This window comes from Sphingobacterium sp. UBA7625 (assembly GCF_002484085.1).
Taxonomy (GTDB): domain Bacteria; phylum Bacteroidota; class Bacteroidia; order Sphingobacteriales; family Sphingobacteriaceae; genus Sphingobacterium; species Sphingobacterium athyrii.
The window spans coordinates 50,454-62,953 of record NZ_DLJD01000027.1 but is presented as its reverse complement, the minus strand read 5'-3'; the positions used below and the strand labels follow the sequence as shown (position 1 = coordinate 62,953).

Genomic DNA, 12,500 nt, shown 5'->3' with positions numbered 1-12,500 from the left:
TATATAAGCAATATTCACCATATTTGCAGTCTCATAATTTAAGTTTATAATTGGTTAATGAAAGCTCGTTACTCCCATAGTAACGGGCTTTTCTTTTTATCACTCAGCTATTTTATCGGCCAGATACTTTTATAGTTAAAAAGCAGGCGACATCAAGCTACGTTCCTTCGAAATATCCTTTTTGTAAGGATTTCATCGAAATTCTTAGCAGAGAATTTAGCTTAAATTGTTACCTTTACTGGTCTTAAATAAAAGAAAGTGGCGGAGAGTTTAGTTATTATTCCAACATATAATGAAAAGGAAAATATTGAAAAAATCATTCGTAAAGTTTTTTCCTTATCACATGCATTTGATATTCTGATTGTTGATGACGGATCGCCTGATGGAACGGCAGATATCGTAAAGCGTTTACAATTAATTGAATTTCAGGACCGTTTATTTATAGAGGAACGGAAAGGGAAATTAGGTTTGGGAACTGCTTATATCCATGGATTTAAATGGGGGCTCGCAAGGGAACATTATCAGTACATCTTTGAAATGGATGCGGATTTTAGCCACAACCCCGAAGATCTAGTCCGATTGAGACAAGCCTGCGTGGATGGTGCCGATATGAGTATCGGCTCCCGCTATATTAAAGGCGTAAATGTTGTCAACTGGCCTATGAGCAGGGTATTGATGTCATATTTTGCATCAGTATATGTCCGTTTTATTACTGGAATTAAAGTTCAGGATGCTACAGCTGGTTTTGTCTGTTTCACGCGGGAGGTACTGAAGACTATTCCTTTGGACAAGATTAAATTTGTTGGCTATGCTTTCCAAATTGAGATGAAATTTACGGCCATTCAATATGGATTTAATGTTGTAGAGGTGCCTATCATATTTACCGATAGGACCGAGGGCACATCTAAAATGAGTACAAGTATCTTCAAGGAAGCTTTTTTTGGTGTGATCCAGCTTAAACTGGGAAGTATCGGAAAAAGTTATAAGAGAAATTAATATTATTGGTCAATGAATGAGAATTTAGATCCAAACCCCGAACGTTTGAGCAATACCGATCGCGATATCGAACGGGCATTGCGCCCCCAGGCTTTTGAAGATTTTACGGGACAGGCAAAAATATTGGAGAATCTAAATATTTTTGTGAAAGCTGCGCGACTGCGCGGAGAAGCGTTGGATCATGTATTGTTGCATGGGCCTCCGGGACTAGGTAAAACAACACTATCCCACATCATCGCAAATGAAATGGGTGTAGGTATAAAAATCACCTCCGGCCCAGTCTTGGATAAGCCCGGAGACCTTGCCGGGCTGTTGACAAATCTGGAGGAGGGGGATGTGCTCTTTATCGATGAAATCCATCGTTTAAGCCCATTGGTTGAGGAGTATCTCTATTCGGCAATGGAGGATTTCAAAATTGACATCATGCTGGAGACGGGACCAAATGCCCGCTCTGTTCAGATTTCATTGAATCCTTTTACCCTAATTGGTGCAACAACCCGTTCAGGCCTCCTGACAGCTCCGCTACGCGCACGGTTTGGCATCAATTCACGGCTTCAATATTATGATGCAAAATTATTGACCACGATCGTACTCCGTTCTGCACACATTCTGAATACGCCGATCTCTGACGAAGGAGCGTACGAAATTGCACGCAGGAGTAGGGGAACCCCACGGATTGCAAATGCTTTGTTGCGCCGGACACGAGACTTTGCCCAGATCAAAGGAAATGGAAGCATTGATCAGGAAATAGCAAAATATGCACTTCATGCGCTTAATGTCGATGAAAATGGTTTAGATGAAATGGACAATAAAATCTTGACCACAATTATTGATAAATTCAAAGGTGGTCCCGTTGGTCTCAAAACTGTTGCCACTGCAGTAGGAGAAGATGAAGGTACAATAGAAGAGGTATATGAACCTTTTCTGATCCAGGAAGGTTACATCATGCGCACCTCCAGAGGACGTGAATGTACCGAAGCTGCATATAAGCACCTCGGCCGCACACATAATCCAAAAGGAAACACATTATTTTAATTACTAAGCCTAAAAATATCCTTCCAATCAGCTACTTTGAAGGATTCGCTTCGTGCGGCTCAGCAATGCGGGGCTTGGTTTTATCTTCTGAAAATAACTGATCTGAGCAAAAAGCTCCTCTTTTATCCATGTATGTTTTTTGCTCAGATTATTTAAAATATCCAAACAATTGACCAGCACAGCTATGGGACATTGTTGGTCAATCAGCCATTGAAAAGCATATTCAATAAACGCTTCTTCAGTCTTTTTATCAAGATAGTAGCTTTTATTCTTTTTTGATGTTAAGTACATCAATATTTTACTATAACTCCTAAGGCAACTCCAGTTTTTTTGTTTTTTCAGATTCTCAAAGAATTGTGGCAACAACCCTTGAAGCAGGGCCGTGTCCTTTAAAACAATTGTCTCAAACACCCAGGCAGCACGAAAAGACAGTGTTTTATCCTTCTCCAGCGAAATGTTGAGCAAATCCTGAAGGCTAATACCAGCAAGCATATCCAAAGAAAAATCCGTTACCTCAAACGATCTTAAGGTAACGGACAAAAACTTTATTTTTTCATGATAGGTCATAAACCTGTTATTTTAGCGGCTTCTCTCGATTCATTTCGGTCATATCAACTTCGTTCATTTTGGAATCTCCCAAAAGGTATTGACTAAAATAATCACCCATCTTCCAGAAGAAATACTCTGTCATATCGCCGAATCCATGCCTTTGTCCCGGTAAGAGCAAGAAGTCGAACCGTTTATTTGCTTTGATCAATGCATCGACCATCCGGATCGAATTTGCCGGATGAACGTTGTTGTCGATATCACCCGTTGCAATCAACAGCCGGCCTTTTAGATTCTTGGCTAATTCCGTGTTCTTGTTGATCTGATATGAAAACGTCGTATCACCTTTTGCCGAAACCTTTTCTGTTACACCATGGTGGCGTTCGCTCCACCAGCGGTTGTAGATCTGATTTTCGTGGTTGCCCGCTCCCGATACGGCAACTTTAAAAAAGTCGGGATAAACAAGCATTGCCGCTGTCGACATAAATCCGCCTCCGGAGTGCCCTGTAATGCCTACACGATTGATGTCAATAAACTTATAACGGTCTGCGAGTTGCTCTGCCGTCACCTTTTTATCTTCCAATCCATAATCCCGCAGATTGCCATAACCATAGGTATGGTACCATTGTGAACGGGATGGATGTCCGCCGCGATTTCCAACAGTAACCACAATAAAGCCAAATTGGGCTAATCGGTCTATCCGGTCCATGCTCCGTCCAAAAGATTTATTGACAGCTTCTGTCTGCGGCCCCGGATAGACATATTCTACAATAGGGTAGGTTCTTGTACTATCAAAGTCAAAGGGTTTGTACATGACACCATAGAGATCTGTGGTACCGTCGCCAGCCTTTACTTTAAACGGCTCAGGGAATTTATAACCTGCAGCAAATAACAGCGACAAATCTGCCTTTTCAAGCGTCATAATCTTCTGTCCATTGCCATTTAACAATACAGATTCGGGTGTTGTATTTACTCTTGAAGAATTGTTTACAAAATATTTGGACGATTCACTCATCTCGATCTGATGATCAAAATTACCCGGATTCAGCAGTTTAATTCCATTTCCGTTTAGATTGACACTATAATGGTGAAGGTAATAGGGATCCTCATTTTTCTCACGACCAGATGCTGTAAAAAATAAGGTCTGGGTGGTCGGATCTAGCCCCGTAATTTCCTCACAGTGAAAGCTTCCCTTAGTAATTTGGTTTATAAATTTACCATTGGTGTCATAGCGATAATAATGACCCCACCCGTCTCTTTCGGACCAATGAACCAATTGTTTTCCATTTTCGAGCAATAGAGGCTTTTGAACATCCAGATATACATTGGAACGTTCCTGAATAATGGGATTTACTGTTCCGTTCACATTTACCTTTAACAGATCTATTCTTTTTAAATCACGGCTGGAACGGGAAATATAGAATTCTTCGTTATTACCCAGCCAGTAATTAATGTAGTAATCTTCTTTGTATGAATTTCTGTCTGGTGTTTTGGTCCAGCTGGAAATGGACTGATTTTTAAAAGCTGCGATATTTATTCTGCGCGGAACCTTTGTTGCTGCCTCAAAGATATAGAATTCGGTCTCGGTTGAGTCAACCTCACCCGGCATCTGGTATTTATATGTCTCCAGGGTAGGTCGGGAAGAACCCACATTATTGATCACCCACAAAGGTCGCAACGATCTATTGTCTTTTCTTGTCAGCGTAAAATAGCGACCATCAGGTGACCAGCTTATCCATACACGTTTGCGTTTCGTTTCATTATCTTTATCCTTTTCGTCACCCGTAGTGGTACTATATTCATCGCCGCCCCAAGCATAGTATTGTACCCCGTCTTTTGTAATCTGGTGTTCGACAATAGTGCTATCTTTCTCATTTTTGACTGCTTTGAGATAATTGGCTTTGTCCATCCAATACAGATTAAAGTCTTTGGCAAAATACACCGTATTGGTATCCGGGGAGAAACTTGCCCAGGACAGGGGAGTTTTTACTTTCGTAGAATCACTAATTTCAGATACTATCTTTGATGCGAAATCATATTCCAAATAGAACAGTTTCTTTTTTGTCGAATCGGATTTATTTTTAAGTTTTTCGATCTCATCTTTGGACTTTACAGTATCTTTCGTGCTCTGAATCTGAAATCTGATTTTTTTTTCATCTTTCGTAAATCTTAAACCCTGTAATTCTAGATGTTGGGCATCAACAGGATTTTTGACAATTTTAGTAATTTGAGCAGCGAGATGCTCACTATCAAAAAGAGTCTCTTTCTTTTTGAGTGCTGGGTTTACGATATACCAATTTTTCCCTTGTGGGCTGGCATAGTCATACCAAAAACGATCCGAAAAATTGATCCAGTTTGGCTTAATGGTCGTAGAGAAAATCATTTTCTTTAATTTCTCCGGCGAAAATTTGGCAGCCAACTGATAATTCGGTTTTACCGGAGGCTTTTCAATCTGTTGTGCAGCACCAAAGTAAGGCAATAGACTAACTGCAAAGATAAAATAGAACTTATGCATCAAATAAATATAGATAATTGTGTAATCTTGGTTTTGGTCGCTAAAATATTCATTATTACACAGTCAAAAGAATGATTCGTGTAATAATCCTATGATGGATAGAAGTTTTCATTAAAGTTTACCAAAAAAAGTTCCTGCGTAGCCCGGGTAACACCAGTATATAGCCAGCGAAGAAATTCAAGATCCAACATTTCATCATTGATATATCCCTGATCAACGAAAACAATGGGCCATTGTCCCCCTTGTGCTTTGTGACAAGTGATTGCGAAAGCAAATTTGATCTGCAATGCATTGTAATAAGGATCTTTCTTAATAGCTTCAAGTCGATCCTTTTTATCCAGAATATCCGCATAATCCATCCCGATCTCTTCGTATAGGTTTTTCTGGCTTTCATACGAAAGGTTAGGTCCTTCTGTATAGAGACTGTCTAAAATAACGCGACAGGTGATGGGTTCTATTTCATCAAAATCCATAAATTCCAGCGTAACATCAGCAAACCTGTAACCATGCTGTTCGTGGATATTACTCACTTTCCTGACTTTGGCCATATCGCCGTTTGCAATAAAACCATCGCCCATGTTGTTTTCCTGTAGCCAAAAGTAATTGTTCTTTACCACCATGATATAGTCGCCGCCGGTCAACTCCTCATCCCTAAAAAGGATTCTGTTGCGAATGTTCTGATTATATAGGTTTGCCGAACGGTTTGAACGGCATATGATCATGGTGTTCTCTACACCATATTTATCATATGCATAATTTATACCTTCAATCAATCGTTCACCAGTCATACGATAAAGGTCTTTAAATCCTTTTGTTATGAACTTAGGAAACGGGAAATCAAGCTGTCCTTCCTCAGCGGATATAATCTCATTACGTATTTTAGTCGCATTGTACAATATGCCCGAATCCTGGGACTGCCTAACCACGGTAGTCAGTTCATAAGGATAGACACAGAGGTGAAATTCATGTTCGAGATAGCCGGGATTTAATGCCGGACTGTCCAGTAGACCAACAGGCGGCAATTGGGCAGTATCTCCCACAAAAAGCAAGCTACAATTCTTGCCGGATTGCACATAACGAATCAGATCATCCAAAAGACTTTTTGAAAACATATTTACCGCTTCATTGGAGATCATTGAAGCTTCGTCAACAATAAAAAGAGTATCTTCATGTAAATTTTCTGCAAGCGTAAAGTCCATTTGAAAAGAAATGGCAGACTTTTTCCGGTAAATCTTCTTGTGGATGGTTAAAGCTTTTCGTCCCGAATAGTAACTCATCACTTTAGCGGCCCTACCTGTCGGAGCGAGGAGTACGGCCCGTTTCTTCAATGCAGGAAGCACTTTGACCAATGCAGCAATTAGTGTTGTTTTACCAGTACCGGCATAACCTTTGAGAACAAAACAGGACTGCCTGTCAAAAGCGAGCAGAAACTCTTCCAATAACTCGAATGCTTCCAGCTGCTGTGCAGTTGGTTGCCAGGGAAATTGTTGTATTAGCAGATTTTTGATGAACACGCCCAAAGTTATTTAAAAGGTTTGTCTTATCCTCTAGAAAAAGCTATTTTTGCTTTAACAAGTTTTTATTTTTACAATTCAGCGAATGAATTATATTTCAAAACAATTTAACATTCATTACTTACCTGAGTATAACCTTTTGGTAAAAGCTGGCTTCCAAAAAGATGTGTTAGCGGTAGTCGATAAGAAGTCAGTAGCACCGATATTGATCGAGTATCCCTCAGAGGAGCCAATTTTAGATGCAACAAGAATAATGAGTCTGCCGTTTCGATTCGTTCGGATTGTGATCCCACACCAGAGTTTTACATTTATACCCAAAGAGGTTTTTCAGAAGGATAATATTGCACAATACCTGCAATTTTTGGGTACTTCAGATCTTGAGAATACATTTATTTACTATTTAGATAACCTTGGTTTAGTAGCTTTATATCAGTTCGATAAACTTCTTTTAAATCGTTGGCGCAGATTATTTCCTGACGCTGTGATCCTTCCTGAATTTGCCGTTGTATTGGACCGTGCTCAGGAGCGCATATCCATCAGAGGAACTGCGTTGGGATTACATTTTGTAGCGGACAACATGGTTGACTTTTATCTATTCAAGAATGGGGGTTTTCAGCTTTATAACAGTTTTGAAATTCATAACCTTGATGATATCAGCTATTACGTCTTGAATATATTGACACAGTTCAGTCTGGGTGATTCCATCGATAAGATTCTTCTTTCCGGTGAAGTTCCAAATGATTCTTATTATAAACGGATTGCATCCTATGCGGGTGACATCGAAGTCTTGGAGCTAAAAACAAAAGTGGTCTTGGCGGATCAAGAGATCGGAAGCAGCTTAACACCTTACAACATACTATTTGATTCAATATTATGCGAATAATAGGAGGTAGAATAGGTGGTTTAAGGCTGAACCCGCCGACCAATTTACCGGTCAGGCCGACCACAGATATTGCTAAGGAAGCATTGTTTAATATTTTGCAGAATCGTCTGGAATTTGATGGGCTCCATTGCCTTGATCTTTTCGCGGGCACTGGAAATATTAGTTTTGAACTAGCCTCGCGCGAAGTGAAACAGGTAGATTCTATTGACCTGCATTTTAAATGTGTACAATATATTACCGAGACTGCAAAAAAAATGAAACTTGAACAGATCAAAGCAAAGAAAGCAGATGTCTTTAAGTTTATTAGCAGCTGTAAAAATACGTATGACCTAATTTTCGCAGATCCACCTTACGATATTCCAAAACTGCCACAATTGCCAAAATTGATCTTCGATCACAATCTATTGAATGACAACGGGCTTCTTATTGTAGAACATCCTTCTACAAGGCAGATGGAGGAACACCCAAATTTTATAGAAACCAGAAAATACGGTTATTCATCTTTTTCATTTTACACAAATCCTCTATAGTATGAAAATTGCTGTTTTTCCGGGCTCGTTTGACCCCTTTACTTCAGCTCATCAAGATCTGGTTGAAAGAGCCCTGCCACTATTTGATAAAATCATTATTGCAGTAGGTTATAATGCGAACAAAAAAGGCATGTTGGACCATGAGGAGCGTGTCAATTGCATACAGCATCTTTTTAAGGGTGCTCAAGCGATAGAAGTGGTAAAGTATAGTGGTCTGACCGTAGATTTCTGCCAGAAAGTCGGTGCGAAATTTATATTACGCGGTTTACGAAACACGGGAGATTTCGAGTTTGAAAATGCGATAGCTCAAAACAACCTGTTACTAAACCCCACGATCGAAAGCTATTTTTTGATGAGCAGATCCGGGAAGGCCCACATATCGTCAACTATCGTACGGGATATCTGGTTTAACGGGGGAGATGTTAGCGCAATGGTTCCAACAGAGGTCCTTAGCCTATTGAACGAGAAGAGACCGGCAAACCTCTGATTGTTCTATTTACAACAATAAAACATAGAAAATATCCTGACAAAATAATATTTTGTCAGGATATTTTTTACATTGAATTACAGAGGTTTAATATCCGCAATATAAAGAATTAATTCATAAAAAATCCAGGTATCAAACCTTTTACGGCCAAACTGACCAAATAATATTCTGAATAGCGCTGAATTTTATTTTAAAAACCTCTATACCAACAAATTAAAACCAAACACACATTAATTTTCTTCCCATGTGCTAGCTATATTTAGCAGGGACATTTCTTCAGTGGACAACTTTATTTTGGTCGCTTTAGTTAGTTCCTCAAGTTGTTGTAGGGAAGTAGCACTGACAATAGGTGCAGCGACTGAAGGTCGATGAAGAATCCACGCGAGTGCGATTGTTGACATAGCGACCTGTTGATCGTGGGCTACCTGGGCTATGGCGTCCAGAATACGAAGTCCACGGTTATCAAACCGACCTTTTAAGGCATCCGATCGCTTCACATCTTTAATATCCGCCACCGACCTATATTTTCCAGAAAGAAATCCGCTTGCAAGGGAATAGTACGTGATTACACCCAAGTGATTTTCAACCGCGAGTTGCTCATAATCTTTCTCATATTTTGAACGATCGTATAAATTATATTCGGGCTGGATGGCTACATAGGCAGGGAGACCATTCTTCTCCGCGACAACCAATGACTCCTTTAGGCGCTCAGGACTTAAATTAGACGCTCCGATCCATTTTATCTTACCAACATGTGCCAGTTGCTGGTAAGCCTCCAAGGTTTCATCTATGGCCGTTGAAAGGTCATCGTGATGCGACTGATAGAGATCTATTGTATCTACTTTCAATCGCATAAGCGATTCGTCAACAGATTTGATAATATGTTCTTTTTTCAAATTGGGCTTGTCATTACCGGCGTGGCGTCCGCCCACCTTCGTCGCAATCTGAATTTTATCCCGTACATCCCGTTTACTAATCCATTTACCTATAATGGACTCGGACTCTGATCCAGTGTGGCCCGGTACCCAATGAGAGTAGTTGTTGGATGTATCTATAAAACTAAAGCCCATATCGACGAACGCGTCCAAAAGAGCAAACGACTGTTGCTCATCTACAGTCCAGCCAAATACATTCCCGCCGAAAACGATCGGTTTGAATTCAATTTCACTATTTCCTAACTTTACCTTTTCCATGATTTGCCTAATATTTCCAGCTTAAAATTAAGAAAAAAATGCTAATTAAGCCTTTGAAGCGGTATTGCAAATAGTTTTATAAAAAATTTCTAATTCATTTTCAGGCAGTTTAGGAAAAGAAGTAGCAGATCGTTTGGAAAAATAAAAACTTTCCTTACTTTTGCATCATCCCAAACGGATATGCCCGGATGGCGGAATTGGTAGACGCGCTGGTCTCAAACACCAGTGGGAAACCGTGCCGGTTCGACTCCGGCTCCGGGTACTAAAAGGGTCTTAGCATTCACATGATAAGGCCCTTTTTAAGTAAAATGCCCTTTCGGCAGCGCAAAACCACACCTTGACACGGACGATTTAGTTAACAAGCCAAAAAATTTGTAGACATTTTGTAGACAAGATTTAGACCTGTATTAATCTTTATCCTCACCCGGGCACATGTTCAAAATTTCTTTAAAGCTGTTTAGATGGACAGAGCGAATCCGGCAGGATGGAATATTGGCTCTATATATGGAGTCCTATATAAAGGGGATCTTTTCAAAACCTGTGGACTAAGCAAATAATTTTGTCAATCTAAATAGAAAAGAGATTGATGTCAGCGATACCTCTGAACGGACTTCTGAAAGCTTTTATCTTGGCATTGAAAGATTCGGCTTCATTGTTTCATCACCAAGCACTTAGCTTCATCTGTTAATTTATTTGAGACCTTCGTATGCTTGCGTCGATCTTTTTGAGATGAATACCAGCCGACATACGCTTATTATTTGTTTAAATGAGATCAGCAGCGGCTTATCCTTAAGGACGTTTAGTTAAATGCTGAGGACGTTTGAACCAATGCTGAGGAGAAATGAACAAATGCTGAGGATGATTGATCCGATGCCAAGGAGGTTTGGTTCAATGCTAGGGAAGATTGGACCAATGCTGAGGACGTTTGAACAAATGCTGAGGACGTTTGAACCAATACTGAGGAGGATTGATCCGATGCTGAGGACGTTTGGTCAAATGTCAAGGAGGTTTGGTCAATTGCTGAGGAGAAATGAACAAATGCTAAGGACGTTTGATCAAATGTCAAGGAGGTTTGACCAATTGCTGAGGAGAGATGAACAAATGCTAAGGACGTTTTGTTCATCTGTCCTTAGCAACGGTAAGTGTTTGCTCACCGTTAAAATGCCCCTTTAATGGGGTTTAGGCCTTGATTTTCTTCTGATTTTGGCTGTAAGGTGTCAAAATCGGCAATAAAAAGTTATGTCTCGCCGAAAAGTTGGCTGATTTTACCCCTAAGTTTGTAGTCGATTCTTTCGTTAGGATTTCGTTGGATAAAGATGCAAAATGGGCAATAGACGAGTCATATTTTTTTTCCTCGGGTACTGTAGAATTTGACACAGTTTTTTTGTATAAGCCTTTTTATTATGGGAATTCTTGTTTAAATTGGAAATACCAAATATAAACTTGGATGAAAGCAGCATTTTTATCTTTAGCATTACTCTGTTCCGTTTTTGCGTGGGGGCAGGATCGTTTTGTTCTGAAAGAAAAAAAGAAAGCTAAAATTCCCTTTTTATTTGTCCATAACCTCATTATTATTCCCGTACAGGTCAACGGCTATGCCATGAACTTCTTGTTGGACACCGGAGTCAAGGAGACCATGATCTTTGGGGAAACACTTAAATCTATAGATAGCGCTGTTTTTGTTAACAAATTTCAGGGACTGGGGAAGGATGATGGGCTGGATGGCTATCTGTCCGTAAATAATAACGTGAATATCGCTGGTGTCTATGAAGATACGGATCAACCCATCTATATTCTTAAAAATGCACATATTGATATTTCTACCCGGATAGGCGTTGAAATAAATGGTATCATGGGGAGCCGTTTTTTTAGTGACCACCTTGTTGAGATGGATTTTTTGAAACATCGGGTTACCATTTATCAAAAGGAAGAGTATCCTAAGGGGCTGGCCAAAATGCAGCGGATTCCGCTAGATATTTTAAACAGCAGACCCTATATTTCGATCGCGTTTAATCAGGATTCCGCAGCTATCGAAGGGCGCGTATTGATTGACATGGGCAATAGCGATGCATTGATGCTTATCCCCTCCAAATTAAATAATTTTGCGATTAAACCTCCTTTTATTGACGATTATATCGGGCAAGGATTTAATGGTGAAATTTATGGGAAAAGAAATCGGATCAAATCGTTGGAGCTGGGTCCTTTTACGATGCATTATCCGCTGGTGGCTTATCCGGAATTGAGTTCAACGCAGCATGCGACTTTTGTCAATGAACGAATCGGCTCTGTTGGAAACGAACTTCTGCGTCGATTTAAAGTGATTTTTGACTACCCCAATAATGTAGTGTATCTGGTTAAAAATAGAAACTTTGATAAATTCTATTATTTAAACATGAGTGGTCTGGAAATTATCCATGACGGCATTAAATATGAGAAGGAGGAGGTTCCTGTCTACTTAAAAAAAGATGGTGGAACCGAGATTCGCATGGACAATCGGGTACAATATCGATTTGTGCTGAAAAACATGTATAAAATCGCCACAGTTCGAACAAATTCCCCCGCGGCAATGGTAGGGTTAAAACCAGATGATAAAGTGTTGAAAATCAATGGTCGTTCGGCGTCTTCTTATACCTTGGAAGCGATCCATACACTGTTCAAATCAGAGGAAGGCAAAGAGATCCGCTTTAAGATAGAAAGAGCCGGACAGGAACTCGATTATACCTTCTTTCTAAAAGATCCGCTGCCTTTTAATTCAAAATAAAGTTTCTTCAAAATTTGGAAAATTGAATTTAACTTACTTA

At 39.8% G+C, this 12,500-nt stretch carries 12 protein-coding genes and 1 tRNA gene; 7 read left to right on the top strand and 6 right to left on the bottom strand.

The window, feature by feature from the left end; translation table 11 throughout:
* Positions 1–258: 258 nt before the first annotated feature.
* Together B4G94_RS11770 and ruvB are read left to right on the top strand one after the other, a co-directional pair.
* Positions 259–996, top strand: a complete 738-nt coding sequence (locus B4G94_RS11770) for a polyprenol monophosphomannose synthase (RefSeq protein WP_108634260.1) — start codon at positions 259–261, stop codon at positions 994–996.
* Positions 997–1,008: 12 nt separating this feature from the next.
* A complete protein-coding gene (ruvB, locus tag B4G94_RS11765) occupies positions 1,009–2,031 on the top strand; it encodes a Holliday junction branch migration DNA helicase RuvB (protein ID WP_108634261.1) in 1,023 nt (340 codons plus the stop codon).
* Positions 2,032–2,058: 27 nt separating this feature from the next.
* Here ruvB and B4G94_RS11760 read toward each other — a convergent pair whose 3' ends face one another.
* From B4G94_RS11760 to B4G94_RS11750, 3 genes are all read right to left on the bottom strand, one after another.
* Positions 2,059–2,598 (bottom strand): hypothetical protein, encoded by a 540-nt coding sequence (locus B4G94_RS11760; protein WP_286859029.1) that lies wholly within the window; start codon positions 2,596–2,598, stop codon positions 2,059–2,061.
* 7 nt (positions 2,599–2,605) lie between these two features.
* Complete coding sequence (locus tag B4G94_RS11755; protein ID WP_286859028.1) at positions 2,606–5,092, bottom strand: S9 family peptidase; 2,487 nt, start codon at positions 5,090–5,092, stop codon at positions 2,606–2,608.
* An 89-nt stretch (positions 5,093–5,181) separates the two neighbouring features.
* Positions 5,182–6,606 carry an ATP-dependent DNA helicase gene (locus B4G94_RS11750; RefSeq protein WP_286859027.1) on the bottom strand — a complete coding sequence of 475 codons (1,425 nt, stop codon included), beginning with the start codon at positions 6,604–6,606 and terminating at the stop codon, positions 5,182–5,184.
* 85 nt (positions 6,607–6,691) lie between these two features.
* Between B4G94_RS11750 and B4G94_RS11745 the strand changes: the two genes are divergently transcribed.
* From B4G94_RS11745 to coaD, 3 genes are read left to right on the top strand one after another with little or no spacing between them, the layout of a single operon-like run.
* The gene (locus B4G94_RS11745; RefSeq protein ID WP_286859025.1) at positions 6,692–7,489 is read left to right on the top strand and encodes a DUF3822 family protein; all 798 of its coding nucleotides are present in this window, start codon (positions 6,692–6,694) and stop codon (positions 7,487–7,489) included.
* Positions 7,480–8,019 (top strand): 16S rRNA (guanine(966)-N(2))-methyltransferase RsmD, encoded by a 540-nt coding sequence (rsmD, locus tag B4G94_RS11740; protein WP_286859024.1) that lies wholly within the window; start codon positions 7,480–7,482, stop codon positions 8,017–8,019. The genes B4G94_RS11745 and rsmD overlap by 10 nt, the downstream gene beginning before the upstream one ends.
* Position 8,020: 1 nt before the next feature.
* Positions 8,021–8,506 carry a pantetheine-phosphate adenylyltransferase gene (coaD, locus tag B4G94_RS11735; protein ID WP_108634266.1) on the top strand — a complete coding sequence of 162 codons (486 nt, stop codon included), beginning with the start codon at positions 8,021–8,023 and terminating at the stop codon, positions 8,504–8,506.
* 230 nt (positions 8,507–8,736) lie between these two features.
* Here the strand turns inward: coaD and B4G94_RS11730 are convergent, their stop codons facing one another.
* Positions 8,737–9,699, bottom strand: coding sequence for an aldo/keto reductase (locus B4G94_RS11730; RefSeq protein WP_286859023.1), 963 nt, complete (start codon positions 9,697–9,699; stop codon positions 8,737–8,739).
* A gap of 182 nt (positions 9,700–9,881) precedes the next feature.
* On the opposite strand from B4G94_RS11730, the gene B4G94_RS11725 reads away from it, so the two are divergent.
* A tRNA-Leu gene (locus tag B4G94_RS11725) sits at positions 9,882–9,961 on the top strand.
* Positions 9,962–10,498: 537 nt separating this feature from the next.
* Here the strand turns inward: B4G94_RS11725 and B4G94_RS11720 are convergent.
* The gene (locus tag B4G94_RS11720; RefSeq protein ID WP_286859022.1) at positions 10,499–10,822 is read right to left on the bottom strand and encodes a hypothetical protein; all 324 of its coding nucleotides are present in this window, start codon (positions 10,820–10,822) and stop codon (positions 10,499–10,501) included.
* Positions 10,823–10,878: 56 nt separating this feature from the next.
* Positions 10,879–11,076, bottom strand: a complete 198-nt coding sequence (locus B4G94_RS11715) for a hypothetical protein (protein ID WP_286859021.1) — start codon at positions 11,074–11,076, stop codon at positions 10,879–10,881.
* A gap of 70 nt (positions 11,077–11,146) precedes the next feature.
* Between B4G94_RS11715 and B4G94_RS11710 the strand changes: the two genes are divergently transcribed.
* Positions 11,147–12,460 carry a PDZ domain-containing protein gene (locus tag B4G94_RS11710; RefSeq protein WP_286859020.1) on the top strand — a complete coding sequence of 438 codons (1,314 nt, stop codon included), beginning with the start codon at positions 11,147–11,149 and terminating at the stop codon, positions 12,458–12,460.
* Positions 12,461–12,500: the final 40 nt, after the last annotated feature.

Coding starts and splice junctions, on each gene's coding strand:
- ruvB (WP_108634261.1), top strand. CDS start 1,009: ATGAATGAGAATTTAGATCCAAACCCCGAACGTTTGAGCAATACCGAT.
- B4G94_RS11760 (WP_286859029.1), bottom strand. CDS start 2,598: ATGACCTATCATGAAAAAATAAAGTTTTTGTCCGTTACCTTAAGATCG.
- B4G94_RS11755 (WP_286859028.1), bottom strand. CDS start 5,092: ATGCATAAGTTCTATTTTATCTTTGCAGTTAGTCTATTGCCTTACTTT.
- B4G94_RS11745 (WP_286859025.1), top strand. CDS start 6,692: ATGAATTATATTTCAAAACAATTTAACATTCATTACTTACCTGAGTAT.
- rsmD (WP_286859024.1), top strand. CDS start 7,480: ATGCGAATAATAGGAGGTAGAATAGGTGGTTTAAGGCTGAACCCGCCG.
- coaD (WP_108634266.1), top strand. CDS start 8,021: ATGAAAATTGCTGTTTTTCCGGGCTCGTTTGACCCCTTTACTTCAGCT.
- B4G94_RS11730 (WP_286859023.1), bottom strand. CDS start 9,699: ATGGAAAAGGTAAAGTTAGGAAATAGTGAAATTGAATTCAAACCGATC.
- B4G94_RS11720 (WP_286859022.1), bottom strand. CDS start 10,822: ATGAACAAAACGTCCTTAGCATTTGTTCATCTCTCCTCAGCAATTGGT.
- B4G94_RS11710 (WP_286859020.1), top strand. CDS start 11,147: ATGAAAGCAGCATTTTTATCTTTAGCATTACTCTGTTCCGTTTTTGCG.